This is a genomic window from Streptomyces sp. HSG2, from assembly GCF_016598575.1.
Classification (GTDB): domain Bacteria; phylum Actinomycetota; class Actinomycetes; order Streptomycetales; family Streptomycetaceae; genus Streptomyces.
In genome coordinates this window covers 4,981,989-5,008,421 of record NZ_CP066801.1, presented here as the reverse complement: position 1 = coordinate 5,008,421, position 26,433 = coordinate 4,981,989, and the positions used below count along the sequence as shown (strand labels likewise).

The window sequence follows — 26,433 nt, the reverse complement described above, 5'->3', positions numbered from 1 at the left end:
TGGGGCGCCTGGAGAGCGGGATGACGGTGGGCATCGGCGGCTGGGGTTCCCGACGCAAACCGATGGCCTTGGTCCGCGCCCTGCTACGGACCGCCGTCACCGACCTGACCGTGGTCTCCTGCGGCGGCCCGGACGTGGGCTTGTTGGCCGCCGCCGGACGCGTACGCAGGTTGGTCGCGCCGTTCGTCACGCTCGACTCCGTTCCGCTGGAACCGCACTTCGCGGCGGCCAGGCAGCGGGGGGCGTTCGCGTTCACGGAACTCGACGAGTCGATGTTCCTCTGGGGCCTCACCGCGGGGGCGCAGCGTCTGCCGTTCCTGCCGGTCAGGGCCGGCCTCGGTTCGGACGTGATGACCGTCAACCCGGAGCTGCGCACCGTCCGGTCTCCCTACGGGGACGGCGAGGAACTCGTCGCGGCTCCGGCGCTGCGCCTGGACGCGGCCCTGGTCCACCTCAACCGCGCCGACGCGCGCGGCAACGCCCAGTACCTGGGGCCGGACCCCTACTTCGACGACCTTTTCTGCGAGGCCGCCGACACCGCCTTCGTCTCCTGCGAAAGAATCCTCCCCACTGCCGAGTTGCTGCGAGAGCAGGGCCCGCAGACTCTGTTGGTGAGTCGATCGTTCGTCACCGGCGTCGTGGAGGCCCCGGGGGGTGCCCACTTCACCTCCTGCGCCCCCGACTACGGCCGCGACGAGGAGTTCCAGCGCGCCTACGTGACGGCCGCGCGGGGCGGGGCGCAATGGCGGACGTTCCACGACCGATTCCTCGCCGGCGACGAGTCGGCCTACCGGGCGGCCGTGGCGGGCCTGGGCACGAGGCGGTCGGAGGGATGAGCGGACCGGACGCGCGGACGGCCACCCGGGCCGAGTACTGCGTGGTCGCCTGCGCCGAGACCTGGCGCGGGGCCGGCGAGGTCCTGGCCGCGGCGATGGGAACCGTGCCCACGGTCGGCGCCCGCCTGGCGCGGCTCACCTTCGCTCCGGAACTGCTGCTGACGGACGGCGAGGCGCTGCTGGTGGACGAGGTGCCGGCGCTCGGCGCGCCGGCCCGGAGCGTGGAGGGCTGGCTTCCCTATCGGCGCCATCTCGCCCTCGTCGCGACCGGGAGGCGGCGGGTCATGATGGGCGCCGCCCAACTGGACCTCTACGGAAACCAGAACATCTCCCTCGTCGGTGACCGGGGCCGTCCGCGGCGGCAGTTGCTGGGGGTGCGCGGGGCGCCGGGGAACACCGTGAACGACCCGACCTGCTACTGGGTTCCACGACACGCGCGGCGGGTGTTCGTCGAACGGGTCGACATGGTCTGCGGGGTCGGGAACGACCGGGCGGGCGCCGCCGGCCCCTCGGCGTCGCGACACCACCGTCTGGGGGAGGTGGTGACCGATCTGTGCGTGTTGGACTTCGCCACCCCGGACGGTCGAATGCGGCTTCGGTCCGTCCACCCGGGGGTCACCGCGGACCACGTCGTCGAGGCCACCGGCTTCGATCTCGTGGTGCCCGACACCGTGCCGCGGACGCGTGCCCCCACGGCGATGGAGCTGCGCCTGATTCGCGAGGTGATCGACCCCTCCGGGTTTCGGGACCGGGAGGTGGCCTCATGACGGGACCGGAGATCTCCACCCGCTTCACGGAACTGTTCGGCGTCCGCCACCCCGTCGTCCAGAGCGGCATGGGATGGGTGTCCGGCCCCGGGCTGGTCGCGGCCACCGGCGAGGCGGGCGGGCTGGGCGTCCTGGCGGGCGCCACCCTGAGCGTGGCGGCGTTGCGCGACGCGGTCCGGGAGGTCGCCGAGCGCACGGACGCGCCGTTCGGGGTCAATCTTCGGGCGGACGCCTCCGACGCGGGCGAGCGGGTGCGGGTCCTCGTCGAGGAAGGAGTGCGAGTGGCCTCCTTCGGTCGCGCACCCTCGCGGGAGCTGATCGCCCGCCTCAAGGACGCCGGTGTCCTCGTCGTACCGACGGTGGGCGCGCGACGACACGCCGAGAAGGTGGCGGAGTGGGGTGCCGACGCGGTGGTGGCGCAGGGCTCCGAGGGGGGCGGGCACACCGGGTCGGTCGCCACCTCGGTACTGCTGCCGCACGTCGTGGACGCGGTGGACGTTCCGGTGATCGCGGCCGGAGGCTTCCGCGACGGGCGGGGGCTGGTCGCGGCGCTCGCCTGGGGGGCGTCGGGGATCGCGATGGGGACCCGCTTCCTGCTCACCTCCGACAGCCCGGTCCCCCCGCGGGTGAAGGCCCGCTACCTGGCGGCGCGGCTCTCGGACGTGACGGTGACCAGCCGTGTCGACGGTGTTCCCCATCGGATGCTCCGGACGGACCTGGTCGACGCGTGGGAAGGCTCGGGCCGGTTCGGCTCGGCGGCCCGGGCGGCGCGGCACGCCCTGGCGTTCCGGCGAGAGTCCGGCGCGGGCTGGCGAGAGCTGTTCCGGGACGGACTGGTGATGCGACGCACGGGTATGACCTGGGGTCGGGTACTGTCCGCCGCCAACACGCCGATGATGCTGAGGGCGGCGATGGTGGACGGGCGCACGGACCTCGGCGTCATGGCGGCCGGCCAGGTGGCGGGGGTCATCGACGACCTGCCCTCCTGCGCCGAATTGATGGAGCGGATCGTGGCCGAGGCCCGGGAGACCCTGGTCGGCCTGCCGGGCTCCGGGCGGCCGGGGGCCGCCGAGGCCGCGCGTCCCGGCCCCTGAGCGAGGTCGGGTGGGTCGTTCACAGTCGTTCGACGATGGTGACGTTGGCCTGGCCGCCTCCCTCGCACATCGTCTGCAGGCCGTAGCGACCGCCGGAGCGTTCGAGTTCACGCAGGAGCGTGGTCGTCAACCGGGTTCCGGTGGCGCCGAGCGGGTGACCGAGCGCGAGTGCCCCGCCGTTGACGTTGACCTTGTCGGGGTCGGCTCCGGTGTCGCGGAGCCAGGCAAGCACGACGGGGGCGAACGCCTCGTTGACCTCGAAGAGGTCGATCTCCCCCAGGCTCATCCCGGCCCTGCTCAGCGCGTGTCGGGTCGCCGGTATCGGAGCCGTGAGCATGCGGATGGGGTCCTCCCCCCGCGCGGAGAGGTGGTGGACCCGGGCCCGCGGCGTCAGGCCGTGCTCGCGCACCGCCCGCTCGGAGGCGACGAGGAGCGCCGAGGCCCCGTCGGAGATCCCGGCGGAGACGGCCGCGGTGAGCCGGCCGCCCTCCAGGAGGGGAGGCAGGGCCGCCATCCGTTCGGGACCGGTGTCGCGGCGGGGCCCTTCGTCGTGGCGGGTGTCGCCCAACGAGACGATCTCGCGGGCGAAGCGGCCCTCGTCGAGCGCCCTGACGGCGCGTCGGTGCGAGCGCGCCGCGAACGCCTCCATCGCCTCTCGGGAGATGTCCCACTCGCGTGCGATGAGTTCGGCGCCGTCGAACTGGCTGACCGGACGGTCGCCGTAGCGCGCGCGCCAGCCCCGGGACCCCGCGTAGGGGCCCTGGTCCAGACCGAGGGGCTCGGTGGCCCGACGCGCGGCGTAGGCGATGGGGATCTGCGACATGTTCTGCACGCCGCCCGCGACGACGAGGTCCTGGGTCCCCGACAGCACCGCCTGGGCGGCGAAGTGCAGCGCCTGTTGCGAGGAGCCGCACTGGCGATCGACGGTGACGCCGGGTACCTCCTCCGGGAGCCCGGCCGCCAGCCAGGCGGTCCGGGCGATGTCCCCGGCCTGCGGGCCGACGGTGTCGACGCAGCCCAGGACGACGTCGTCGACGGCGGCCGGGTCGACACCCGACCGGTCCATCAGCGCGCGGAGCACGTGGGCGGCGAGGTCGGCGGGGTGGACGTGGGACAGGCCGCCGCCACGACGCGCGATCGGCGTGCGCAGCGCTTCGACGAGATAGGCCTCGGCCATGGCGTGTCCTTCCGCAGGGACGCGCGCTCGCGGTCAGGAGCGCGGGGCGATACCGTCCAGCACCATCGACAGGTACTGCCGGGCGATCTCCTCGGGGCTGTGCAGGCCACCCGGTCGGTACCAGGAGGCCGCGACCCAGACGGTGTCCCGCACGAAGCGGTAGGCGAGGCGCACGTCGAGGTCGGCGCGGAAGACGCCGGCGGCGACGCCGGCCTCCAACGTGCCCAGCCAGGCCCGTTCGAACTTCCGCTGGGACTCGGCCAGATAGCCGAAGCGGGGTCGTCCCGCCAGGTGCCGGGCCTCCCGCTGGTAGAGGGCGACCGCGTGCAGGTGGCGGTCGATCTCCCTGAAGGACTCCGTGACCAGTGCCTCCAACGTCCTTCGGGGGTCGAGTCCGGCCGCGAGGACGCGGTCGTATCGGTCCCACAGCTCGTCGAGGAAGGTGGAGAGGATCTCGTCCAGCATCGACTCCTTGGAGTCGAAGTGGTAGTAGAGGCTGCCCGCCAGGATGCCCGCTCGGTCGGCGATGCCGCGGACGGTGGTGGCGTCGTAGCCCTGGGAGGCGAACACCCTGGCGGCGACGGCCAGGAGTTCCTCCCTCCGCCGGGCCGGGTGGGCGGGGGGCTTTCGGGGGTCGTGGGCGCTGTCGCTCGTGGGCACGGGACCATTGTCGCCTCATGGGTGTCGGCTGCTGACCGAGAGGACCTCTCCGGTCATGTAGGACGAGTAGTCGCTGGCCAGGAAAACGATCACGTTGGCCACCTCCCAGGGTTCGGCGGCGCGTCCGAATGCCTCTCGGGAAGTCAGCTCCCGCAGCAGCTCGGGGCGGGTGACCTTCGACAGGTGCGGATGGTCGGCCAGGCTGGGGGCCACGGCATTGACCCGTACCCCGTAGGCGGCGGCCTCCACCGACGCGCAGCGGGTCAGGGCCATCACCCCGGCCTTGGCGGCCGCGTAGTGGGCCTGCCCCCGCTGGGCTCGCCAGCCGACGACGGAGGCGTTGTTCACGACGACGCCTCCGACGCCCGCCGCGCGCATCCGCCGCAGCGCGGCGCGGGTGCACCGGAAGGTGCCGGTCAGGGTGACGTCCAGGACGGTCGCCCATTGGGCGTCGGTCATGTCGGTCAGCTCGGCCTCGCCGCCGAGCCCGGCGTTGTTGACGACGACGTCGAGCCGTCCGTGGCGTCGTTCGGCGGCGTCGAAGAGGGCACCGACCCGGCTCTCGTCGGTGACGTCGCAGGGCAGCGCGGCGACCCTGTCCGCGCCGAACTCCTCGCCGAGGCGGCCCGCGACGTCGCGCAGCCGACGAGCGTGCGCGTCCGACAGCAGGACACGGGCCCCTTCCTCCAGCAGGCGCCGGGCGGTCGCTCCGCCGATCCCGGTGCCCGCCGCGGCGGTGACGACGGCGGTCCGGCCCGCCAGGAGTCGATGGCCGGCCGGACGGGGCGGCGGCCCGGGGTCGGTCACGGCCGGCCCTCCCTGGGGAGGCCGAGCACCCGCTCGGCGATGACGTTCCGTTGGATCTCGTTGGAGCCGGCGTACAGCGTGTCGGCCCTGGAGAAGAGGAACAACCGCTGCCAGTCGGTCAGGTCGTAGGGGGCGCCGTCGGTCAGCGTGCCGGCGGCGCCGCAGACGTCCATGGCGAGTTCGCCCAGGTCGCGATGCCAGGTCGCCTGGTAGATCTTGCCGATGGACGCCTCGGGACCGGGCGCTCCGGCCGTGACGCCGTCGAGGGTCCGCAGGGCGGTGCCCCGGATCGCCTCCAGGCCGGCCCACGCGCGGGCGAGCCGATCCCGGATCAGGGGGTCGCGGGCGGCGCCGTTGTGGCGGGCCAGGTCGATCAGGTTCTCCAGCTCGCGGCGGAACCCGATCAGACGTCCCAGCGTGGACACGCCTCGCTCCAAGCCGAGCGTGGTCATGGCGACGCGCCAACCGTCGCCGGGAGCGCCTACGACGTGGTCGGAGCGGGCTCCGTCGAAGTACACCTCGGCGAACTCCGAGGTGCCGGTCAGCTGCCTGATCGGGCGGACGTCCACCCCTGGCTGGTCGAGCGGGACGAGCAGACAGGAGAGGTCCTCGCGCGGGGCCCCCGTCGCCTCGGTCCTCGCGAGCAGGAAGCACCAGTCGGCCTGAGGGGCCATCGACGTCCAGGTCTTGTGGCCGGTGACGACCCAGGAGTCGCCGTCCGGCTCGGCGCGGGTGCGGACTCCGGCGAGATCCGAACCGGCTTCCGGCTCGCTGTATCCCTGGCACCACAGTTCCTCGACGGCCACGATCGGCTTGAGGAAGCGGGCACGTTGCGCGGGGGTGCCGAAGGCGAGCAGGGTGGGTCCGAGGAGTTGCTCGCCGAGGTGGCCGACACGGGCGGGGGCGTCGGCCAAGGCGTATTCCTCGTGGAGGGCGACCTGTTGCGCCGGCGTCGCGTCGCGCCCCCCGTGCTCCGCCGGCCATCCCACGCAGGTCCAGCCGGCTCGGGCCATGTGCCTTTCCCAGGCGAGTCGTTCGGGGAAGGCCTCGTGCTCACGGCCCGGGCCTCCGCGCCCTCGCAGTTCGGCGAAGTCGCCGTCGAGGGCGGAGCGGAGCCAGTCGCGGAACTCCGCGCGAAACTCCTCGACGGCGTTCATCGGCGGCTCCCGACACCCTCGACGTCTGACGAACCGTCAGGTTAGTCTACGGACACCTGTCAGGGAAGGAGGGTCGCGGATGCCACCCCGTGCCGCCGACGACCGACCGGACCCCGTGCGCTACGAACGAAAAGGCCCCGTGGCCCTGGTGACACTGAACCGGCCCGAGTACCGCAACGCGCAGAACTCCGCCCTCACCTACGCCCTCGACCGCGCCTTCTACCGTGCCGCGGACGACGACGACGTCACCGTGGTGGTGCTTGCCGGAGCGGGTGACCACTTCTGCGCGGGACACGACATCGGCAGCCCCGGACGGGACTCGCACCTCCCCTTCGACCGGCGGGCCGGGCTCTGGTGGGACCACACGGGCAAGGCCGGCGCCGAGAGCCGCTACGCCCGCGAGTCCGAGGTCTACCTGGGCATGTGCAGACGCTGGCGGGAGCTGCCGAAACCCGCGATCGCCGCCGTGCAGGGAGCCTGCGTCGCGGGCGGACTGATGCTCGCCTGGATCTGCGACCTCATCGTCGCCGCCGAGAACGCCTTCTTCGCCGACCCGGTGGTGCGCATGGGGATCCCCGGCGTCGAGTACTTCGCCCACCCCTGGGTCCTGCCACCCCGCGTCGCCCGGGAGATGCTCTACACGGGCGAGCGGATGGGAGCGGAGCGCGCCCACGAACTGGGCATGGTCAACCGGGTGGTGCCGACGGCGGAACTCCTGGTGGAGACCATCGCGTTGGCGGAGCGGATCGCCACCATGCCACGCATGGGCCTGGCCCTGGCCAAACGCGCCGTCAACCAGGCGGAGGACCTCCAGGGACTGCACCCCGGCCTGGACTCGGTGTTCGGACTCCACCACCTGGCCCACGCACACAACGCCGAGACCGGCGGAGATCCGTTGGGCGGGATGAACATCGGCGCGATGCGTAAGGCGTCGGGCTGATGGACCTCGATCTCAGCGAGGCGGAGCGTCGCTTCCGAGCGGAGGCACGCGCCTGGCTGGCCGCTCACGTGCCCCGCCCCGCGCTGCCCTCCCTGGAGACCGCCGAGGGGTTCGCCGCGCATCGTCGCTGGGAGCGCACGCTGGCCGCCGACCGCTGGTCCGCGGTCTCCTGGCCCGAGGAGTACGGCGGGCGCGCCGCCTCCCTGGTCGAGTGGCTGCTGTTCGAGGAGGAGTACCACGCTGCCGACGCTCCCGGGCGCGTCTCCCAGAACGGCGTCGCGCTGCTCGCCCCGGCACTGTTCGCGCACGGAACCCCCGAGCAGTGTGCCCGCCTGCTGCCGGCCACGGCTCGGGGCGATCTGATCTGGTCGCAGGCCTGGTCCGAACCGGAGGCCGGCTCCGACCTCGCCTCGCTGCGCGCCACCGCCCGTCCGGTGCCCGGCGGTTGGCGGCTGGACGGTCGGAAGTCCTGGTCGTCGCGGGCCGCCTTCGCCGACCGCGCCTTCGGCCTGTTCCGCAGCGAGCGGCACCCGGACAGACCGCACCACGGGCTGACCTACCTCATGTTCCCACTGGACGCCGAGGGGGTGACGGTGCGTCCGATCGGACGACTGGACGGCAAGCCCGCCTTCGCCGAACTGCTCCTCGACGACGTCTTCGTACCCGACCACGACGTCGTGGGGGAACCCGGCCGCGGGTGGCGGGTGGCGATGGACACCGCCGGGGACGAGCGGGGGCTCACGCTGCGCAGCCCGGGTCGGTTCGGCGCGGCGGCCTCGCGACTGGCCCGCCTGTGGCGGGAACGCGGCGATCCGTCCGACACGGCGCTGCGCGACCGGGTCGCCGACGCGTTGATCGGAGCGGAGGCCTACCGGACGCACACCTGGGCCACCGTCTCCCGCCTCGCCGAGGGCGGGTCGCCGGGTGCCGAGGCGAGCCTGTCCAAGGTCTTCTGGTCGGAACTCGACCTCGCCCTCCACGAGACCGCTCTGGACCTGCTGGGGCCCCTCGGGGAACTGGCCGACTCCGCTCCGGAGGCTCCGGACGGGGGACGGTGGGCCGACGGTCACACCTTCGCCCTGGCGGGGCCGATCTACGCCGGCACCAACGAGATCCAGCGCGACATCATCGCCGAGCGGCTGCTCGGCCTGCCGAGAGGGCGTCGGCGATGAGGTTCCTCCCCGACACCGAACAGGCCGCCTTCGCCCGAGGTCTGCGCGACCTGCTCGACGCCTCGGACACGCCCGGCGTGGTGCGCTCCTGGGCCGCCGGCGACCACGGCCCCGGACGTGCTCTGTGGACCCGTCTCGCCGACGCCGGGGTGTTCGCCCTGGCGGTGCCCGAGACCCGCGGCGGGCTGGGGACGCACCTCACGGAGCTGGTGCTCGCCTGCGTCGAACTCGGACGGTACGCCGTCCCGGGTCCGTGGGTCGAGACGATGGCGACGGCGACACTCCTGGCCCGGCTCGACTCCCCCGCGACGTCCGCCTGGTTACCGGAGATCGCCGCGGGGCGGGCCCTGGTCTCGCTGTGCGTGCCGACCGCGGGCGGCCCCTACGCGCTGGACGCCGACGCCGCCGACGTGGTGTTCGTCGCCGACGCGGGGACCGTCCGTTCCACCCGTTCCCACGGAGCCCCGCAGCGGTCGGCCGACCCGGCCCGACGACTCGCCCGGCCGTCCGGCGGTACGGTGCGGGCACACGGTACGCGGGCGCTCGCGGCGACCTCGTACGCCGTCGACGTCGCCGCGCTGGCAACCGCGGCGCAGGCTCTGGGGCTCGGCCGGGCCCTGCTGGAGCGGACCGTCGCCTACACCGGCCTGCGCCGGCAGTTCGGGGTGCCCGTCGGCTCCTTCCAGGCGGTGAAGCACCGGCTCGCCGACACCCTTGTGGGGTTGGAGTTCGCCGACCCGCTCGTACACGCCGGGGCGTTGGCGCTGGCCGCGCCGGAACCCGGCGCGGGACGACTGGTGGCGGGCGCCAAGGTCGCGGCGGGAGAGGCCGCCTACGCCGCCGCGTCGACCGCGCTCCGACTGCACGGTGCCCTCGGCTACACGGACGAACCGGACCTGTCCCTGTGGATCCGCAAGGCCCGCCCCCTGCGGGACGCCTGGGGCGCCCCGGCCGCCTGCCGTGCCCGGGTCGTCGCCGAGGCGGTGCCCCGGTGAGGGCGTCGCGGGAGCGGCGGGAGCTGGGCGAGGCCGTCCGCGCGCTGCTGACCCGCCACCGGGGGGAAGCGGCCTGGCGACCGCTGACCGAGGAGGTCGGCGCCGCCGGGTTGGCCGTCCCAGAGGAGTACGGAGGCGTGGGGGGCGGAGCCCGCGACGTCCACGTCGTGATGGAGGAACTGGGCCGGGTGCTCAGCCCCGTCCCGTACCTCGGCTCGGCGGTGCTGACGACGCAGGCACTGACGGCCTCCGGCGACCGGCACGCTCGCGCACTGCTCCTGCCCCTCCTCGCCTCCGGTCGCTCCGTCGGCGCCCTGGCGTGGGCCGAGGCCGGAAGCTGGGACCCGGCCGCCGTGAGGACGGACGCACGTCCCCGCCCGGGCGGGGAATGGCGACTGACCGGAACCAAGGAACACGTCCTGCACGGCGTCGAGGCGGACGTGCTGTTGGTCGCCGCGCGCACATCGGCCGGAGTGTCGTTGTTCCGGGTGACGCCCACACGTCCCGGGGTCCGCAGGGAGGCGACCCCCTCCCTGGACGACACCCGTGCACAGGCCCGGATCTCGCTCGACGGGGCACCCGGCCGACTGGTCGGAGAGGACGGGGCCGGCGACGACGTGCTGCGACACCTCCTCGACCGGGGGTGCGCAGCGCTCGCCGCCGAGCAGGTCGGCGCCGCCGAGCGCTGCCTGGAGATGACGGTGGACCACACCCTCAGACGTGTCCAGTTCGGGCGCCCCCTCGCCGCCTTCCAGGCGGTGAAGCACCGACTGGCCGACGCTTATGTCCTGGTGGAGGCGGCCCGCTCGGCGGCGCTCGGCGCCGCGTGGGCACTCGACGAGGGCTCGCCGGAATCGCGCCGGCGGGTGGCCGCGGCCAAGTCCGTCTGCTCGGAGGCGTTCGCGGCGGTCGCGGGCGAGACGATCCAGTTGCACGGCGCCCTCGGTGTCACCTGGGAACACGACGCCCACCGCTACTTCAAGCGCGCGCACGGCTCCGGGTGGCTCCTGGGCTCCCCCGACCGGCACCGCCGCCGGCTCGCGTCCGAGCTGGGCCTGCCCGTGCCCGACGCCTGACGGATCGAGACCGAACCGGCGGGACGCCCGCTCGCCGGGGCGGCGGGCTCCCCGTGACGGCGTGCGACGCCCCGCCCGCGGACACCACCGGCCACCGCGAACGCCGGACGCTCGGCCTTACGAGCACTCGGTGAGCATCCCCGCCAATTGATCCGCGAGGGCGATGATCCCATCCCGTCGCGGCCCGCCGCGGGCGATCCGGAAGCCGTGGCGACGGCCCCAGAACGCGGCCCGGACGGCGTGGAACTGGGCCCACCGACGTACGCGCTCACGGTCCACTTCCGCCGCCTCGCCGAAGGCGTCCAGGAAGCGATGGACGGCCCGGCGAGGGTCGTCGGCGTCCAGGAGTGTCAGGGCGCGGGGCTTCAACAGGGTGCCGCCGTCGTAGGCGAGGTCTCCCTCCCAGCCCTTGGGGTCGACGGCCAACCAGGGCTCCCGCTCGGCGCGCAGGATGTTTCCGGCGTGGAGGTCGCCATGGACGAGGGTGCCGGGCCGGGCCCGACCGAGCTCCCGTACGGTCGCCACGGCGGCGTCCACGACACGACGTGGCAATGCCGGCGGCAACTCCGAAGTATCGCGAAGAAGTCGCCGCTCCCATTCATCGGCCCGCTCGTCCGGCGGGGGCAGTCCGGGGGGCGCGGGGACGGCCAAACGGCGGGCGAGTCTCCCGGCGACCGTCGCCACCTCGTCGTGGTCCCGCACCCGCGCGAGGGTCGAGGGCCGAACCCGTTCCAGCAACATCGCGAACCGCTCGTCGTCACGCGCGTGCATGCGGACGGCGCCGCGCCCGCTCCAGGCGGCGTAGGCGTCCGGCTCGTGGACGTTGCCGGGATGGGGGAACGACACCTTCAGCACGGCACCCGTCCCGTCACGCGTTCGCACGGGAACGACGACGCCCACACCTCCGTGCATCACCTCGCCGTCCGGCACACACCGCCAGCGGTCCGACAACTCCGCCACGATCCCGGGCAGTTCCTCAAGCCAGGCGGCTCCTGCCGCCCCCTCGCGGTCGACGGTGCCCCGAGCGAACTCCTCCGGCGTCGCGATCATCCCGGCACCCTACGGTCCGAGGGGCGCTCGCGCGAGCGCCGACGGGCCGTCAATCACGTCCGACGCTCCCCGCGCCCGGGTCGGACGGGGGATCGGTGACGGGGGGCGACTCCCGCACGGGCTCCAGCGGCGGGGCCGAGAGTCCACAGTGCATCCGACACTCGGGCTCGGCGACCGGCTCCTCGGCGGCGGTGGTCCGCATCGTGGTCCAGGCGATCAGAGCGCCGAGGAGCAGGACGCCCGCGCACATCGGGATGGCCTGCCGGTAGGTGGTCTGGAACTGGTCGGCCGAACGGTACGCCTCCGGCCCCATGCCCGTCAGCAGCGGCAGCGCCGCCACCGCCAGGAGACCCGCCGCACGGGCCGCCGCGTTGTTGATACCGCTGGCCAGGCCCGCCCGCCCGGCATCCACGGAGGACAACACGGTCGCGGTGAGCGGCGCGACGAGCGTGACCATGCCCAGGCCCAGCACCACCATGGCGGGCAGCACGTCGCGCGTGTAGGAGGCGCCCTCACCCACTCGGAGCATCAGCGACATCCCGGCGGCACACAGCAGGGGCCCGACCGTGAGCGGGATACGCGGACCGATGCGCTCCCCGAGCGCCCCCGAACGGCCCGAGAGCGAGAGCATCAGCAGCGTCGTGGGGAGCAGCGCCGCGCCGGCGCCCAGTGCCGAGTACCCGGCGACGGTCTGCAGTTGGACGGCGGTCAGGAAGAAGAAGCCGCCGAAGGCGGCGTACACGCACAGCGTCACCAGGTTGGTCGCGGTGAACAACCGCGAGCGGAAGATGGCGGGCGGCAGCATCGGTTCGGCCCGCCGTCGCTCCCACAGCACGAACCCCACCCCGGCCGCGACGCCGAGTGCCCCGGCCCACGGCGAGACGGCGATCAGGCCGTAGGTGACCAGGGCGAGCACGAGCGCGCCGAGGAGGGCCCCCGGGACGTCGAACCGACCCTCGCGCCGGACGTCCCGGGACTCGGGGACGTGCCGCAGGGCGACCGTCAGGCAAAGCACGGACAAGGGGACGTTCAGCAGGAACACCCAGCGCCACCCCGGCCCGTCCACCAGCCAACCGCCCACGAACGGGCCGATCGCGGCGCCGACGCCCCCCAGGCCCGACCAGATGCCGACCGCCCTGGCCCGGTCGTCGGGGTGGAAGGTGGCCTGGATCAGGGCCAGGGAGCCCGGAGTGAGCAGCGCACCACCCACGCCCTGCAGGGCACGCGCGACGATCAGCACCTCCACGTCGGGCGCCACACCACAGAGCAGGGAGGCGAGCGCGAACCAGACCACGCCGACGACGAAGATCCTCCGGCGTCCGTAGCGGTCGCCCAATGCCCCTCCGAGCAGGATCAGCGCGGCCAGGGTCAGCATGTAGCCGTTGACGGTCCACTGAAGCGCCGCGAGGTCGGCGTCGAGATCACGGCCGATGTGCGGCAACGCCACATTGACGACGGTGGCGTCGAGCAGCGCCATGGTCGACCCGAGAACGGTCGCCAGCAGCACCCACCGGCCGGCGGCCGTCCCGGTTCGCACGGTCCCGGCGTCCCGCTCCATGGGATCATCCTGCCCGCCCGAGGACGAGGAGGCCAGCCCACCCCCGGGGCGCGCCTCCCGGCGAGCCGATCCAGTCGGCGGCTCCTCCCGGAGGTCCCGCAGCGAACGCGCCCCTCCACCACCCCGGTGGCCGCCCCCGGCGCCCGCGACTCCACGAGCGGGCCCGACCCAGGACGCCGAGCCGCCACGCGAGTACCACCGCCCGGCGCGGGTCGGCCGCGCTGCGACCGGGCCCGCTCCGGGGTCGCGGGTGGGCGTCGCGCCGCCGGGCGGGCGGTCCCGGCCCGCACAAGGGCACGAGCGCGTCGCACGGGGACGGTGTTCGCGGGCCGCGACGCCCGGATTGGGCACCTCGCAGAGTGCGGCGGCCTCACCGTGGCCGCCCCGGTCCACGCCCCACCCGCATTCCTCGCCCAACACAAGATCGTCCGACCGCGACGCGGCGGCCTCACGGGGTCGAACGCGCCATTTCCCACGGGGCGCGTCTCGCACGGGGCGGGGCTCCGCCGGGCGGGGCAGGAGGGCCCACCGCCGGTCCCGCGTGCGGGAACGGCGAGCGCCGGGGGGCGCGGGATTCCGTCACGGCATCTTCACGCGGCGCGCACTTCCGGCCGTGCGACCTTCCGCGCGGTGCCGGCGGTGCAGACGGTGCGAGCGGGGCGTGCCAGTCTGCCGGGCCATGCGAAGCACACGAACGATACGCCTCGGTCTCGCCACGGGCCTCGCCCTCGTCCTGGCCCTGTTCGGCCTGACACCGACCGCTGCCGCCGCGGAGGCGGACCTGACCTTCTCGACGGACACGGCAACGGTCCAGCCCGGCGGGACGGTGGACCTGTCGATGACGCTCACCAACAACCGGACGTTCGACGTCCTGTTCGTCTACCAGACGATCGACCCGACCTGGCTCACCACCCAGCGTCCGGACCTGAAGTACTCCTTCACCGAGTGCGGCCTGGCCGGGGCGGAGGGGAGCACGCCCTGCGCCGGCCTGGGACCCGCCGACCTCGGAGGCAACTACGGGGCGACGATCCCGCCCGGCGAGAGCCGCACCGTCACCCTCACGCTCCAGGTCGCCGCCGATTCCGGCTGCAACGGCGACCTCGGTTTCTACTCCTACTACTACGCCGAGTTCAGCGACGGCGCCAACACCGGCGGCGGCCCGGTCCACACCCCCGTGACACGGGTTCTCTGTTCCTGACCCCTTCCTCCGCGAGGCGACCCAGAGGGCGGTCGGCGACTCCGCGCCGGCCGCCCTTCGGCACGAGTCGACGACGTGATCCGGCCACATCGAGGGGGCCTCCCCGGCCCGCCGGAAGGGGGCCGGGACCCCGCGCCCCGAACCCCGACACGGCGGAGCGCGCCAGCGTACGGACGCTCCGGCGACCCGCCGCCGACGGGGGGTGGGGGAAACGGGCATTGGGTCCGGACCTATGGATATGTGCTACTTTTCCGTCAAGTTTCGCAGCAGGCACACAATCTCTACACACAGGTACCACCATGTGACGCGACGGATTCGTCAGCGACCGGCGTCATGGGGGGTGCCGGCGTGTGTACGACGGGGTGGGGACTTCCGCGCACGGAGCGGCCCACCCCTGCCCTGGGGAGGGAATTTCACCGCATGAAGCGCACCATTGGCACGACGGCTCTCGCCGCGAGCCTGCTCACCGCCTCGATCGGCCTGCCGGGCATCGCCCACGCGGCCCCGACGGAGGCCCGCATCGACCTTCGGGTACTCGTCGTCAGCGACGGCGGACCCGCTACCGACGCCATCGCGGCCGAGTTGCGGACCGCAGGCACGCCGTACACCGAGGTCGACCTCCAGGCCGCCGATCGGCCGACGATCGACGCGGACTTCCTGGCGGACACCGTGGACGGTCGCCCGCGTGCCCGGTTCCAGGCCGTCGTCCTGCCCAACGACAACCCGTTCCCGTCGGAGTCCGACGAGATGGCGGCGCTGGTCGACTACGAGCGGACCTACGCGATCCCACAGGTCGACGCCTACACCTACGCCCGGCCCGAGGTCGGTCTGAACTACGCGGCGGGCAGCGGCTACGCCGGCAGCGTGGACGGTGTCCAGGCCGAGGTGACGGCCGCCGGCAAGGCCGGACCGTTCGGCTACCTGGACGGGGCGGTGCCGTTCGAGGACAACTCCCCCACCGTCGGGGAGTCCTACGCGTACCTGTCCACGCCGGCGCCGGACGCCGACTTCACCCCGTACGTCGAGGCGACCGCGCCCGGCGGCTCGACCAAGGGCTCGCTCGTCGGCGAGTACAAGCACGACGGTCGCCGCGAGCTGGTCGTGACCTTCGTCTACAACCAGTACCAACAGCAGTTCCGGCTCCTCGCGCGGGGCATCGTGGAGTGGATGACCGGCGGGGTGCACCTCGGTGCCTCCCGCAACTACTTCGCGGTACACGTGGACGACGTCCTCGCGGCCGACGACCGCTGGGACACCGTGCTGAAGTGCACGCCGGGCGACGTCGACTGTCCCGAGGGCGAGGGCACCCCCGACCCGATCCGGATGGTCCCGGACGACGTCGACCACGCGACGGCCTGGCAGCGGGACCGCGATTTCACCCTCGACTTCGCCTACAACGCCGCCGGTAGCGTCGACACACGCGAGGAGAACGACGGCGCGGACCCGCTGACCGACAGCCTGGTGGCCGCGCGGGACGAGTTCCGGTGGATCAACCACACCTACACACACGCCTTCCTCGGCTGTGTCCAGGACACCACCGTGGTTCCCTGGAAGTGCGCCACCGACGCCGACGGCGAGACCGAGTGGATGTCCCGCAACGGCATCGTCGACGAGATCGCCACCAACCGCGTGTGGGGCGAGACGAACCAGCTTCCGCTGGAGAACGACGAACTCGTCACCGGCGAGCACTCCGGACTGTGGGTCCTGCCCCAGCAGCCGGAGGACAACCCGAACCTGGGCCCGGCGCTCGCCGACACCGGCATCGAGTGGCTCGCCTCGGACCACTCGCGAGACCCCGCGCAACGGCAGGTGGGCTCCGCCACCACGGTCTCCCGCTATCCGATGAACGTCTTCTACAACGCGGGCCGCGAGGTCGAGCAGGTCGACGAGTACAACTGGATCTACACCAGCCGCGCCCAGGGCGGCAGCGGGATCTGCGAGGACAACCCGGACACCACCACCTGCCTTCCGGCCCCGCTGGACACCACGACCGGCTACGACGACTACATCGTGCCGTTGGAGACGCGGATCGCGCTCTCCCACGTCCTGGGCAACGACCCCAGGCCGCACTTCATCCACCAGTCCAACCTCGCCGAGGACCGCATCGCCTACCCGGTGCTCGACGGCGTCCTCGCGGACTACGCGGGGTTGTTCGCCGACGACACCCCAGTGGTCAACCTGCGGATGAAGGACATCGGCGTCGAGCTGCGGCGCCGGGACCAGTGGCAGTCCGCCGTCGCCGCCGGCGACGTGGAGGCCCACCGCATCGGCGACACCGTCACGGTGCGGGCACCGGAGGGCACCCCGATCACCACGACCGTCCCCGAGGGAACCCTCCAGGACGGGACGCCGCACGGGGACGCCTACGCCGGGGCGCGGTCCGCCTGGACCGACGCCGGCTCCGACGCCCTGACGCTCACCCTGCCGTCCGCCGCCGAGCCGGAGACCGTTCCGGCCGACCCGGACGCGCCGGAGGAGGCCACCGGAACCTCGCCCGACACCCGCGTCCCGGAAGCGGTCGCCGAACCGGAGCCGATCGGCCCGGCGGCCGACCCGGTCTCGGTCGGCCCAGAGGTCGGAGCGGTCCCGAGCGGCCGAGAGCGCTGAGTCAGGCCGTATCGGACCGCCCGCATCTCACCGTGGAGCACCTCCATGCACCTTGAGTACGGCGCGCGCCGAACCGGCGCGGCGCACGTCACCCTGCTCACCGAAGGCACCTACCCCCACAGTCACGGCGGCGTCAGCGTCTGGTGCGACCAGTTGGTCACCGGCATGCCGGACCTCGACTTCGGGGTCGTCGCCGTGACGGGCACCGGACGCGAACGGTTCGTCTGGGACGTGCCCGACCACGTATCGCGCGTCGTGTCCGTACCGATGTGGGGGGCGCCGCCCACCGGGTCCACGCCCGGTGGGCGCGCCGGCCGGCGGCTGGCCGACGCCTACGAGCGGTTCCTCACCGCTCTGGTGGACCCCGAGGCCGAGGACGGCTTCGGGCCCGCCCTGTACAGCCTGGCCGCGTACGCCGGCGACGGCGCCCTCGGGGTGTTCCTGCGCGGCGACCGGGCCGTTTCGATCCTCAGCGCCGTGTGGAACCGCCCCGGTCTCGCCGTCCGCGAGGCCCGTCCGACCGTGCACGACGCGGTGACGGCGATCTCGCTGCTGGAGCACTCGTTGCGTCCGCTGGCCGCGCCGTGCCCGGAGCGCGGGGTGGCGCACGCGGTGAGCGGCGGGCTCGCGGTGCTGCCGGGTCTGGTCGGCCGCGAACAGCACGGGGTGCCGCTGCTGCTGACGGAGCACGGCGTGTATCTGCGGGAACGCTATCTCGGCTACCGCACCGCGCCGTACCGGTGGCCCGTGAAGGCGGTCGTCCTCGGGTTCTTCCGGCTGCTGATGGAGGAGACCTATCGGAAGGCCGCCCTGGTCACACCGGGCAACCGCTACAACCGGCTCTGGGAGGAGCGCGGCGGCGCCCGGCCGGAGGCCATCCGCACCGTCTACAACGGCGTGGACCCCGCCGCGTTCCCGCCCGCCGGCCCGGAACCGGCGGACCCGGTGCTCAGCTGGGCGGGGAGGATCGACCCGATCAAGGACCTGGAGACCCTGGTGAGGGCCTTCGCGCTGGTCCGCGAACGGATACCCGCCGCTCGACTGCGGTTGTTCGGCGGTACTCCACGCGGCGGGGAGGCCTACCGTGAGCGGTGTCGGGCGTTGGCCGCCGAACTCGGCCACGGCGAGGCCGTCTCCTTCGAGGGACGGGTCGACGACATCAAGGACGCCTACGCCGCGGGGAACGTGGTGATGCTCTCCAGCATCAGCGAGGGCTTCCCGTTCACGCTCATCGAGGCGATGTCGTGCGGCCGGGCCACCGTCTCCACGGACGTGGGGGGCGTCCGCGAGGCGGTCGGCGACACGGGGCTGGTCGTTCCGCCGCGCGACCCGGCGGCGATGGCCGACGCCGCCGTCGACCTGCTCCGCGACGCCGAGCGCAGGCGGGCGATGGGCGAGGCGGCACGACTGAGGGTGATCGAACAGTTCACCCTGCGTCAGACCATAGACACCTTCCGGTCGATCTACCTGGAACTCGCCGTCGGGGTCTGCGACGTCACCGGCACGGACCGTGCGGACGTCGCCTATGCCGACGCCGTCCCGTTGAGAGGTACGGCCGGGTGAGCGGTCCCCTGTCGATGGAGCCGCCGGGCCGCGAGGACACGCTGTCCCTGCGGCTCGCCGACCGGCCGCGGCCCACTCCTGCTTCGACCGTGGACCACCGGCTCGCGGCCGTCGACCGCCTGGCGGCCGAACTCGCCGACCGGGTGGCGCCGGCCGTCCACCCCTACGAAGTGGCCGCACTGCTGGAATCCGAGGGTCTGAGCGGAGACGCCGTACGTGAGGAGTACGGGCACCGCGACCTGTTCTCGCTGGCCACCGCCCTCTACGAGAGAGTTCCCCGCGCCTACCCCGAACCGCCGTCGGTCCCCGACCCGTGGCGCCCCGACGTGCTGCGCTGTGCTCTTCGAGGTGCCCTCTTCGCGCTGCCGGGGGCGGCGTACCTGCTCGCCGGACGGATGCTGCCGGCGGGCGGGGTACCCGCGCTGATGGTGGCGGGAATCGTGTCCTGGGCATGGGGTCAGGCCCTCGCCCACCGGGCGTACCTGGCCCTGGCGGGCGGCCGGTCGGCGGCGGCCCGCACCCTGCTGGTGGGCGCCCCGTCGGGGGCGGCGTTGGCCACCGGCGCCGGGGCGGTCGTGAGCGGCTGGGGACCGGTGGTGGGGGCCGTGGCGGGACAGTCGGCCTATCTGGCGGCGGCCATGGTGCTGCTCGTGCTGGGGCACGAGCGTTTGCTCCTGGCCATGTTGGTGCCGGTGGCCGCGGGGGCGGCGGCCCTGCCCTGGTGGGAACCCGGCCCTCTGCCGAGCGTGGCCCTGCCCGCGCTCTCCCTCGTCGGCGCCGTGGTCGCGGCGGGCCGGATTCTGCGCGGTGCCCTGCGCGACGACGACGGCGCCGACGCCGTCCGTCCCCGCCACCTGGCCTCCCTGCCCTACGGGTTGTTCGGCCTGGCCGCCGGATGTCTGGTGCTGCTCGCCGGCCGCGGCCACTTCTGGTCGGTGATCGTCCTGACCCTGAGCATGGGCCCGGCCGAGTGGCTGCTGTACCGCTACCGCGGGTTGTCCGTCGCGGCGCTGCGGGCCACCCGCACACCGGCCGGGTTCCGACTCCGATCGACACTCGTGCTGACCGGGTGTCTCCTCGTGTACCTGGCACCGCTGGTGCCGGCGGCCGTACTGACCGGCGCGGCGCCGAAGACCCTCCTGTCGCTGGCGGCCGTGTTGTGGACGTCCTTGCTGCTCCAGGCGTTCGGAGTGGCCTGGCCTCCCGCGCTGCTCTGCCTCGCCGCGGCCGGAACGGCCGGCCTCTTCCTCCTGTCCGATGCGCCCGCCGACCCCGCCGTACTCCCCCTGACCTGCGCCGTCGCTGGGGTCTGCCTGGTGGTCTGCGCGGTCCGACTCCTCGGCCGCCCGGCCGCGCACGCCTGACATGCGGTCGCCGTGGGCTCGACACCCCGACCCCTCGGGCACCGACACGCCACCGACGTCACCTCTCGCGGACCACTCGGCGGACTCAGTCCACCACCGTCCGCACACCACCCACCCCCGCGCCGATCGACGCGCGATCTACCGGAAGGAACCCGTGTGACCACCGCACCACTCGCCGCCGTGACAGGTGCCGAGGGCTTCATCGGATCGCACCTCACCGAGGCGCTCGTCGCCTCCGGGCACCGGGTGAGGGCCATGGCACAGTACAACTCCTTCTCCTCCTACGGCTGGCTGGAGACGCTCTCCCCCGACGTCCTCGACCAGGTCGAGATCGTCCTGGGGGACGTCCGGGACCCGGGATCCGTCCGGCACCTGGTCGAGTCCGCCGACTGCGTCTACCACCTCGCCGCCCTCATCGCCATCCCGTACTCCTACCGAGCCCCGCACAGCTACGTGGACACCAACGTCACCGGCACGCTCAACGTGCTGGAGGCGGTGCGCGCCGCGGGCACCCCCCGGATGGTGCACACCTCGACCAGCGAGACCTACGGCACGGCGCAGACCGTGCCGATCACCGAGGACCACCCCATCAACACCCAGTCGCCGTACGCCGCGTCGAAGGCCGCGGGGGATCGGCTCGCCGACAGCTACCACGCCAGCTTCGACACCCCGGTGGTGGTGCTCCGCCCGTTCAACACCTACGGGCCCCGTCAGTCGATGCGAGCGGTGATCCCCACGGTGATCGGGCAGGTCGCCGCGGGCGAGCGCGCCATCACCCTGGGCGATCTGCGTCCCACGCGGGACTTCACCTACGTCGCCGACACCGCGCGGGCGTTTCTCGCGGCCGGCACCGCGCCCGCCGAGCGGGTGGTCGGACGGACCTTCAACGCGGGCACCGGCGGGGAGATCTCCGTCGGGGACCTGGTCACCCTCATCGGCAAGGTGATGGGCGCCGACCTCGACGTTCGCGAGGACCAGGAGCGGATCCGGCCGGCCAAGTCCGAGGTGATGCGGTTGGTCGCGGACGCCCGACGACTGTCCGAGGCGACCGGATGGTCCCCGGCCCACGACCTGGAGCGGGGCCTGGAACGCACTGTCGAATTCTTCCGCGACCCCGCCCATCTGGCCCGATACAAGACCGGTATCTACAACATCTGAGCCCGACCCGCACGTCCACCCGGGGACGAGCGGGACCCGAGGACACGAGGAGCAGTTCATGCACGCAGTGATCCTGGCCGGCGGCAAGGGCGTCCGGCTGCGGCCCTACACGACCGCGCTGCCCAAGCCGCTGGTGCCGATCGGCGACCAGCACGCCATCCTGGAGATCGTACTGCGCCAGCTCGCCAGGGCGGGCTTCACCAGTTGCACCCTCGCCATCGGTCATCTCGGCGAGATCATCCGCGCGTACGTCGGCGACGGCTCCCAATGGGGGTTGCGCGTCGACTACTCCACCGAGGAGAGTCCGCTGGGCACGATGGGCCCGCTGTTGACCATGCGCGACCGACTGCCGGAACACTTCCTGGTGATGAACGGCGACGTCCTCACCGACCTCGACTACGCCGACGTCCTGCGGCGTCACCGGGAGACCGAGGCCCCGCTGACGGTGGCCACCTACGCCCGGAAGGTGCACATCGACTTCGGCGTCCTGTCCACGGACGACGGCCGCGTCGTCGGATTCAAGGAAAAGCCGAGCATGGACTATCGCGTGTCCATGGGCGTGTACGGCGTCTCGCGCGCCACCCTCGACGCCTACACCGCGGGCCTGCCGTTGGGCTTCGACGAGCTGGTGCTCGACCTGTTGTCCTCCCGGAACCCGCCCCACGCATACGAGTTCGACGGCTACTGGCTCGACATCGGGCGCCCCGACGACTACGACCGGGCCAACGCCGAGTTCACCAGCCGCAAGTCGCTTCTGCTCAAGGGAGCCTGACCGCACATGCGCATCCTCGTTCTCGGCCACGCCGGGTACATCGGCTCGCACGTCACCACCCGACTGCGAGCCCGTCCGGACACCGTGGTGCTCGGCGGCGGACGGTCCCCCGCCGCCGACCTCACCGTCGACCTGGCCACCGCGGATCCGGCTCGGCTGGCCGAGGACCTGGCCGCGGCGGCACCGGACGCCGTGGTCAACTGCGCGGGGGCCACCGGGGGCTCGCCCGTAACCCTCGCGGAGGTCAACGCCCGGGGGCCGGCCGTGCTCTGCTCCGCGCTGCGGATGGCCCGCCCGGCCGCCCGGCTGGTCCACCTGGGGTCGGCGGCCGAGTACGGACCGGGCGAGACCGGCTCCCGGGTGACGGAGTCCGCGCCGACCTGCCCGGCCGCCCCCTACGGCGCGACGAAGCTGGCCGGCACGGTCGGGGTCACGACCTCGGGTCTCGACGCCGTGGTCCTGCGGGTGGGTAACCCGGTCGGCCCCGGCGCGCCCGCCTCGGGGCTGCCCGGCCGGGTGGCCCGCATGCTCCGGCAGGCGGGCACCGGCCCCGACCCGGTGCTCCGCCTCGGCGACCTCTCCGCCTACCGGGACTTCGTGGACGTGCGCGACGTGGCCGCCGCCGCGGAACTCGCCGCCACGGCGGCGGGTCCCCTGCCGCGGGTGCTGAACGTGTCGGGAGGGCACGCCGTCCCGGTCCGGCATCTGGTCGGCACCCTCGTCGAGGTGGCCGGGTTCCGGGGCGAGGTCCGTGAGCGGGCGAACGGCGGGTCCGCCCGGTCCGGGCAGGTCTCCTGGCAGTGTTCCGACGTCTCGGCGGCCCGCGAGGCGCTGGGGTGGCGACCGGACCGGTCGTTGGCCGAGTCGCTGGCCGCGCTGTGGGAGGACGCCGCCGCGGCGCCCGCGCACGACGGCGCGGGTGAGCTTCCCTCGTGAGCTTCCTCGTCCCGCTGTACGTCCATCCCGCCGAGGACCCGGAGGCCTGGCGGCGCCTCACGGAGGCGGCCGACCGCGCCTACGGGGTGGTGGTCAACCCGGCCGACGGCCCGGGAACCGCGCCGGACCCGGCCTTCACGGCGGCAGGCGAGGCCCTCGGCACCGCCGGGGCGCGGCTGCTGGGCTACGTCGACACCGCCTACGGCTCCCGTCCGTCGTCGGAGATCGCCGAGGACGTCCGTCGGCACCGGGAGTGGTACGGGGTACACGGCTGCTTCCTCGATCGGGTGAGCGCCACGAGGGACGCCGTGCGCCGGTACCGGGCCATCGTCGGGTCCCTGCGCCGCTCCGGTGTGTCGCCGGTGGTCCTGAACCCGGGTGTCCACCCGGCCCGCGCCTATGCCCGATTCGCCGATCTGCTCGTCACCTTCGAGGGACCGTGGTCGACGTACGTGGCGGCGTTCAGCCGACCGGATTGGACCCGCCACCACCCTCCCGGGCGGTTCTGCCACCTGGTGTACGGGGTACCGGAGGCGCTGGTGCCCCTCGCCGTGCGCACCGCGGGAGAGCGCGGGGCGGCCGTCTGCGGTCCGGTGTGCGGTGAACCGCCCAATCCCTGGTCCGACCTGACGCCCGCGCTGACGGGAGCCGAGCGATGAGAACGCTGCTGCGACGGTTCGCGGTACCGCTGGTCCTGCTGTCACTCCTGGTCGCCGGCTGTTCCGGGGGCGGGTCGGACCCCGACGACGGCTCGCCGTCGCCGGGTCCGGACCGGACCGGGGACGGCTGGTGGCGTCCCGAACCGGGGCTGGCCTGGCAGTGGCAGTTGGACGGCCGGGTCGACCCGTCGGTGGACGTGCCCGTCTACGACATCGACGGCTTCGAGAACTCGGCGGCCGACGTGGCGGGTCTGCAGCGCGACGGCCGCAAGGTCATCTGCTATCTCAACCTGGGCGCCTGGGAGGAGTTCCGGCCCGACGCGGACGACTTCCCCGAGAGTGTGCTGGGAGGGGTCAACGGCTGGCCCGGTGAGCGATGGCTGGACATCCGCCGGCTCTCCGAGCTGCGGCCGATCATGGAACGTCGCCTCGACATGTGCCAGGGCAAGGGGTTCGACGCGGTGGAGCCGGACCTGATGGACGGCTACGCCCACGACACCGGCTTCCCTCTCGACGAGAGCGACCAGCTCCGCTACAACCGGATGATCGCGGATCTCGCCCACGACCGCGGCATGGCGGTCGGACTCAAGAACGACCTGGGGCAGATCCCCCAACTCGTCGGGGACTTCGACTTCGCGGTCAACGAGGAGTGCGCGCAATACGACGAGTGCGAGCGGCTCACCCCGTTCATCGACGCGGGCAAGGCCGTGTTCCACGTGGAGTACGCGGAGCCGCGGAGGGCGTTCTGCCCGGTGGCCCGCGAACTCGGCCTGTCTTCGATGAGGAAGAAGCTGGAGCTCGGGGTGTGGCGACAACCGTGCTGACCCCTGGGGGGCGGACCTGTTTCGCCCCCCAGGCGCACGGGCGAGATGGGGGAGCGGTTCCGTGCCCCCGGTCAGCGATCCTCGTCGGCGGCGGGGCCACGGGGCCGACGCGGCTGGGCCAGCGTCAGGTTGTCGAGCACTTGGACCAGTTCCCGGCAGGCGCGTTCCACAGAGCGCCGGGTGTTGATCTGCGCGCTGATCACCGCGGACAGCAGCAGGGCCGTCAAACCCACGGAACCGTTGAAGGCCTGGAGCTTGACCATGATCTGGACGTCGGTCAGGTCCTGAAAGGAGCCGGCGCCCTGAATGGCCGCGCTCGTGGTCACCACGGACGCGGCGAGCGCGCAGAGGAGGCTGCCGGCGAACTGGAATCGCAGGGCGGTCCAGATCAGCACGGGATAGACCAGGAAGAGCAGGTTGAAGACGTTGTAGGCGGCCAGGGGCAGGACGACGGCGGCGAGGGCGGTCATGCCGGCCGCCTCCGCCCACCTCTGTCGGTTCCGGAGGGGGAACCGGCGAGTCCGGAACACCAGGAACAGCAGCGGCGTCACGATCACGACGCCCATCGCGTCGCCCACCCACCACGCGAGCCACACCGCCCAGAAGTCCTCGCGGGGCAGCTCGGTCGTCAGCGCCAGCATGACCACGCCGACGGAGGCGCTGATCAGCATGCTGGTGAGGGCACCCAGGAAGACCAGGGCGACTCCGTCGCGCAGTCGGCCGAGATCGGTGCGGAACCCCACGCGGCGGAGCAGCAGGTAGGCGCAGAGGGGGGCGGCCACGTTGCCGAAGACCGTCCCCAGCACCGTGGGTCCGAGCGTCGTCAGGCTCATCAGGATGAACAGCGCGCCCAGGGCGATGCCGGGCACCGCTCGCCATCCGAGCAGGAAGAGGAAGGCGAGGGCGACTCCGGAGGGCGGCCACAGCGGGCTGACCACGGCCTCGTCCACGGAGAGCCGCCTCAGCAGGCCCAACCGGCCCGCGGCGAAATAGCACGCCGAGACGACCGCCGTCTCCAGCGCGAGGACGGCGGGCCGCGGCCACGCACGGGTTCCCACCACGGCTGCCATGAGACACCGCGCGCCCCCCGTCCGCGAGGTGGGCCACGCGGACGGCCCTACGGTCGGGACGCCGGGCGCTCGCGGGCGATGACCAACACCGCCGCGTCGTCGTCGTGTCCGACGTGCTCGGCGGCGCGGATCACGGAGGCGGCGAGGGCGTCGGCGTCGAGTCCGGCGACGGCGCCGACCTCGACGAGGTGCACGACCCGGGCGAGTCCGTGGTCGACATCGAGCCGCGGCCCCTCCACGACGCCGTCGGTGAGGAGCACGAAGACGCCTCCGGCCGGGAGCGGGTACCGGGTGACGGGATATTCCATCCGTTCCTGGACCCCGAGCGGCGGTCCCCCGGCGTCCAGGCAGATTCCCGACCCACCGTCGGCCGTGGCCCACACCGCCGGGACGTGTCCGGCCCGGGCGCTCTCCAGGCTCCCGGCCGCGGGGTCGAGCCGGATGAAGGTGCAGGTGGCGAAGAGGCCGGAGCCCAGGCTGAGCAGCAGGTCGTTGGTGCGGGCAAGGAGTTCGCCGGGCTCGCTGGTGACCGAGGCCAGCGCCCGCAGCGCGACCCGCACCTGCCCCATGAACGCGGCGGCCTCGGTGGTGTGCCCCTGCACGTCTCCGACGGAGAGTCCGATCCGCCCGCCGGGCAGTTCGAAGGCGTCGTACCAGTCACCCCCCACGTTCAGCCCGGAGTCGGCGGGCGCGTAGCGGACCGCGAGCCTGACGCCCGGCACCCGGGGCATGTGGCGGGGCAGCATGTCCCGCTGCAGGGCGATGGCCAGCTCGACCTGCGACCGCCGCAGGACGGCGAGGTCACGCGCCTGCGCGGTCAGCCGGCCGAGTCGGGCCAGCAGGGCGTCGCCGTCGTCCGCCGAACGCTTGCGCCACATCGATCACTCCGGGAACCGTGGATGCACGATTCCACTGTGCGCCCGTCTCCCGGGTGTCGCCGTGCCGCACGCGAGACCGAGGACGAGGGGCGGGCCCGATCGTGCCCGCGCCTGC

General features: G+C 73.3%; 24 protein-coding genes. 16 read left to right on the top strand and 8 right to left on the bottom strand.

Annotation, left to right across the window (positions count from 1 at the left end; translation table 11 throughout):
* Window positions 1-20 precede the first annotated feature (20 nt).
* Genes JEK78_RS21835 through JEK78_RS21825 form a run of 3 tightly spaced genes read left to right on the top strand, consistent with a single transcriptional unit; the run spans window position 21 to window position 2,697 of the window.
* Entirely contained in the window at window positions 21-836 is an 816-nt protein-coding gene (locus tag JEK78_RS21835; RefSeq protein WP_242483440.1) for a CoA-transferase, read from the top strand.
* The gene (locus tag JEK78_RS21830) at window positions 833-1,603 is read left to right on the top strand and encodes a CoA-transferase (protein ID WP_200261881.1); all 771 of its coding nucleotides are present in this window, start codon (window positions 833-835) and stop codon (window positions 1,601-1,603) included. Before JEK78_RS21835 ends, JEK78_RS21830 begins: the two co-directional genes overlap by 4 nt.
* Entirely contained in the window at window positions 1,600-2,697 is a 1,098-nt protein-coding gene (locus tag JEK78_RS21825) for a nitronate monooxygenase (RefSeq protein WP_200261880.1), read from the top strand. The genes JEK78_RS21830 and JEK78_RS21825 overlap by 4 nt, the downstream gene beginning before the upstream one ends.
* Before the next feature lie 19 nt (window positions 2,698-2,716).
* Here the strand turns inward: JEK78_RS21825 and JEK78_RS21820 are convergent, their stop codons facing one another.
* The 4 genes from JEK78_RS21820 to JEK78_RS21805 are packed head-to-tail and all read right to left on the bottom strand — an operon-like array spanning window position 2,717 to window position 6,498.
* Window positions 2,717-3,874, bottom strand: coding sequence for an acetyl-CoA C-acetyltransferase (locus JEK78_RS21820; protein ID WP_200261879.1), 1,158 nt, complete (start codon window positions 3,872-3,874; stop codon window positions 2,717-2,719).
* Between the two features lie 33 nt (window positions 3,875-3,907).
* Window positions 3,908-4,534 (bottom strand): TetR/AcrR family transcriptional regulator, encoded by a 627-nt coding sequence (locus JEK78_RS21815; protein ID WP_200261878.1) that lies wholly within the window; start codon window positions 4,532-4,534, stop codon window positions 3,908-3,910.
* Window positions 4,535-4,549: 15 nt separating this feature from the next.
* Window positions 4,550-5,341: an SDR family oxidoreductase gene (locus tag JEK78_RS21810; RefSeq protein WP_200261877.1), complete on the bottom strand. Its 792-nt coding sequence runs from the start codon at window positions 5,339-5,341 to the stop codon at window positions 4,550-4,552.
* Window positions 5,338-6,498: an acyl-CoA dehydrogenase family protein gene (locus tag JEK78_RS21805; protein WP_200261876.1), complete on the bottom strand. Its 1,161-nt coding sequence runs from the start codon at window positions 6,496-6,498 to the stop codon at window positions 5,338-5,340. Before JEK78_RS21805 ends, JEK78_RS21810 begins: the two co-directional genes overlap by 4 nt.
* 79 nt (window positions 6,499-6,577) lie before the next feature.
* On the opposite strand from JEK78_RS21805, the gene JEK78_RS21800 reads away from it, so the two are divergent.
* From JEK78_RS21800 to JEK78_RS21785, 4 genes are read left to right on the top strand one after another with little or no spacing between them, the layout of a single operon-like run.
* On the top strand, window positions 6,578-7,438 hold the full coding sequence (locus JEK78_RS21800; protein WP_200261875.1) for an enoyl-CoA hydratase: 861 nt from the start codon (window positions 6,578-6,580) through the stop codon (window positions 7,436-7,438).
* A complete protein-coding gene (locus JEK78_RS21795; RefSeq protein ID WP_200261874.1) occupies window positions 7,438-8,610 on the top strand; it encodes an acyl-CoA dehydrogenase family protein in 1,173 nt (390 codons plus the stop codon). The genes JEK78_RS21800 and JEK78_RS21795 overlap by 1 nt, the downstream gene beginning before the upstream one ends.
* Window positions 8,607-9,605, top strand: coding sequence for an acyl-CoA dehydrogenase family protein (locus JEK78_RS21790; RefSeq protein ID WP_200261873.1), 999 nt, complete (start codon window positions 8,607-8,609; stop codon window positions 9,603-9,605). The genes JEK78_RS21795 and JEK78_RS21790 overlap by 4 nt, the downstream gene beginning before the upstream one ends.
* Window positions 9,602-10,681: an acyl-CoA dehydrogenase family protein gene (locus JEK78_RS21785; protein ID WP_200261872.1), complete on the top strand. Its 1,080-nt coding sequence runs from the start codon at window positions 9,602-9,604 to the stop codon at window positions 10,679-10,681. The genes JEK78_RS21790 and JEK78_RS21785 overlap by 4 nt, the downstream gene beginning before the upstream one ends.
* A gap of 117 nt (window positions 10,682-10,798) precedes the next feature.
* Here JEK78_RS21785 and JEK78_RS21780 read toward each other — a convergent pair whose 3' ends face one another.
* Both JEK78_RS21780 and JEK78_RS21775 read right to left on the bottom strand, forming a co-directional pair.
* Window positions 10,799-11,731, bottom strand: coding sequence for an aminoglycoside phosphotransferase family protein (locus tag JEK78_RS21780; protein WP_200261871.1), 933 nt, complete (start codon window positions 11,729-11,731; stop codon window positions 10,799-10,801).
* Between the two features lie 49 nt (window positions 11,732-11,780).
* Window positions 11,781-13,289 carry an MFS transporter gene (locus JEK78_RS21775; RefSeq protein WP_200261870.1) on the bottom strand — a complete coding sequence of 503 codons (1,509 nt, stop codon included), beginning with the start codon at window positions 13,287-13,289 and terminating at the stop codon, window positions 11,781-11,783.
* A 679-nt stretch (window positions 13,290-13,968) separates the two neighbouring features.
* On the opposite strand from JEK78_RS21775, the gene JEK78_RS21770 reads away from it, so the two are divergent.
* The 9 genes from JEK78_RS21770 (at window position 13,969) to JEK78_RS21730 (ending at window position 24,370) form a co-directional block, all read left to right on the top strand.
* Window positions 13,969-14,487, top strand: a complete 519-nt coding sequence (locus JEK78_RS21770; RefSeq protein WP_200261869.1) for a hypothetical protein — start codon at window positions 13,969-13,971, stop codon at window positions 14,485-14,487.
* Between the two features lie 420 nt (window positions 14,488-14,907).
* Window positions 14,908-17,094: a hypothetical protein gene (locus JEK78_RS21765; RefSeq protein WP_242483167.1), complete on the top strand. Its 2,187-nt coding sequence runs from the start codon at window positions 14,908-14,910 to the stop codon at window positions 17,092-17,094.
* A gap of 45 nt (window positions 17,095-17,139) precedes the next feature.
* A complete protein-coding gene (gene pelF / locus JEK78_RS21760; protein WP_200261868.1) occupies window positions 17,140-18,657 on the top strand; it encodes a GT4 family glycosyltransferase PelF in 1,518 nt (505 codons plus the stop codon).
* On the top strand, window positions 18,654-20,021 hold the full coding sequence (locus tag JEK78_RS21755) for a hypothetical protein (RefSeq protein ID WP_200261867.1): 1,368 nt from the start codon (window positions 18,654-18,656) through the stop codon (window positions 20,019-20,021). Before pelF ends, JEK78_RS21755 begins: the two co-directional genes overlap by 4 nt.
* Window positions 20,022-20,177: 156 nt before the next feature.
* Complete coding sequence (locus JEK78_RS21750) at window positions 20,178-21,179, top strand: SDR family NAD(P)-dependent oxidoreductase (protein WP_200261866.1); 1,002 nt, start codon at window positions 20,178-20,180, stop codon at window positions 21,177-21,179.
* A gap of 58 nt (window positions 21,180-21,237) precedes the next feature.
* Entirely contained in the window at window positions 21,238-21,951 is a 714-nt protein-coding gene (locus JEK78_RS21745) for a nucleotidyltransferase family protein (protein ID WP_200261865.1), read from the top strand.
* A 6-nt stretch (window positions 21,952-21,957) separates the two neighbouring features.
* Window positions 21,958-22,887 carry an NAD-dependent epimerase/dehydratase family protein gene (locus JEK78_RS21740; protein WP_200261864.1) on the top strand — a complete coding sequence of 310 codons (930 nt, stop codon included), beginning with the start codon at window positions 21,958-21,960 and terminating at the stop codon, window positions 22,885-22,887.
* Window positions 22,884-23,546: a spherulation-specific family 4 protein gene (locus JEK78_RS21735; RefSeq protein WP_200261863.1), complete on the top strand. Its 663-nt coding sequence runs from the start codon at window positions 22,884-22,886 to the stop codon at window positions 23,544-23,546. The genes JEK78_RS21740 and JEK78_RS21735 overlap by 4 nt, the downstream gene beginning before the upstream one ends.
* A complete protein-coding gene (locus JEK78_RS21730) occupies window positions 23,543-24,370 on the top strand; it encodes an endo alpha-1,4 polygalactosaminidase (RefSeq protein WP_200261862.1) in 828 nt (275 codons plus the stop codon). Before JEK78_RS21735 ends, JEK78_RS21730 begins: the two co-directional genes overlap by 4 nt.
* 71 nt (window positions 24,371-24,441) lie before the next feature.
* On the opposite strand, the gene JEK78_RS21725 is transcribed toward JEK78_RS21730, so the two are convergent.
* Together JEK78_RS21725 and JEK78_RS21720 are read right to left on the bottom strand one after the other, a co-directional pair.
* Window positions 24,442-25,440 (bottom strand): MASE1 domain-containing protein, encoded by a 999-nt coding sequence (locus JEK78_RS21725; RefSeq protein WP_200261861.1) that lies wholly within the window; start codon window positions 25,438-25,440, stop codon window positions 24,442-24,444.
* A 47-nt stretch (window positions 25,441-25,487) separates the two neighbouring features.
* Window positions 25,488-26,318 (bottom strand): PP2C family protein-serine/threonine phosphatase, encoded by an 831-nt coding sequence (locus JEK78_RS21720; RefSeq protein ID WP_200261860.1) that lies wholly within the window; start codon window positions 26,316-26,318, stop codon window positions 25,488-25,490.
* Window positions 26,319-26,433 lie beyond the last annotated feature (115 nt).

Excerpts from the sequence above, each read along its gene's own strand:
- JEK78_RS21835 (WP_242483440.1), top strand. The coding sequence starts at position 21 with ATGACGGTGGGCATCGGCGGCTGGGGTTCCCGACGCAAACCGATGGCC.
- JEK78_RS21830 (WP_200261881.1), top strand. The coding sequence starts at position 833 with ATGAGCGGACCGGACGCGCGGACGGCCACCCGGGCCGAGTACTGCGTG.
- JEK78_RS21825 (WP_200261880.1), top strand. The coding sequence starts at position 1,600 with ATGACGGGACCGGAGATCTCCACCCGCTTCACGGAACTGTTCGGCGTC.
- JEK78_RS21820 (WP_200261879.1), bottom strand. The coding sequence starts at position 3,874 with ATGGCCGAGGCCTATCTCGTCGAAGCGCTGCGCACGCCGATCGCGCGT.
- JEK78_RS21805 (WP_200261876.1), bottom strand. The coding sequence starts at position 6,498 with ATGAACGCCGTCGAGGAGTTTCGCGCGGAGTTCCGCGACTGGCTCCGC.
- JEK78_RS21800 (WP_200261875.1), top strand. The coding sequence starts at position 6,578 with ATGCCACCCCGTGCCGCCGACGACCGACCGGACCCCGTGCGCTACGAA.
- JEK78_RS21795 (WP_200261874.1), top strand. The coding sequence starts at position 7,438 with ATGGACCTCGATCTCAGCGAGGCGGAGCGTCGCTTCCGAGCGGAGGCA.
- JEK78_RS21790 (WP_200261873.1), top strand. The coding sequence starts at position 8,607 with ATGAGGTTCCTCCCCGACACCGAACAGGCCGCCTTCGCCCGAGGTCTG.
- JEK78_RS21780 (WP_200261871.1), bottom strand. The coding sequence starts at position 11,731 with ATGATCGCGACGCCGGAGGAGTTCGCTCGGGGCACCGTCGACCGCGAG.
- JEK78_RS21775 (WP_200261870.1), bottom strand. The coding sequence starts at position 13,289 with ATGGAGCGGGACGCCGGGACCGTGCGAACCGGGACGGCCGCCGGCCGG.
- JEK78_RS21770 (WP_200261869.1), top strand. The coding sequence starts at position 13,969 with ATGCGAAGCACACGAACGATACGCCTCGGTCTCGCCACGGGCCTCGCC.
- JEK78_RS21765 (WP_242483167.1), top strand. The coding sequence starts at position 14,908 with ATGAAGCGCACCATTGGCACGACGGCTCTCGCCGCGAGCCTGCTCACC.
- pelF (WP_200261868.1), top strand. The coding sequence starts at position 17,140 with ATGCACCTTGAGTACGGCGCGCGCCGAACCGGCGCGGCGCACGTCACC.
- JEK78_RS21745 (WP_200261865.1), top strand. The coding sequence starts at position 21,238 with ATGCACGCAGTGATCCTGGCCGGCGGCAAGGGCGTCCGGCTGCGGCCC.
- JEK78_RS21740 (WP_200261864.1), top strand. The coding sequence starts at position 21,958 with ATGCGCATCCTCGTTCTCGGCCACGCCGGGTACATCGGCTCGCACGTC.
- JEK78_RS21730 (WP_200261862.1), top strand. The coding sequence starts at position 23,543 with ATGAGAACGCTGCTGCGACGGTTCGCGGTACCGCTGGTCCTGCTGTCA.
- JEK78_RS21725 (WP_200261861.1), bottom strand. The coding sequence starts at position 25,440 with ATGGCAGCCGTGGTGGGAACCCGTGCGTGGCCGCGGCCCGCCGTCCTC.
- JEK78_RS21720 (WP_200261860.1), bottom strand. The coding sequence starts at position 26,318 with ATGTGGCGCAAGCGTTCGGCGGACGACGGCGACGCCCTGCTGGCCCGA.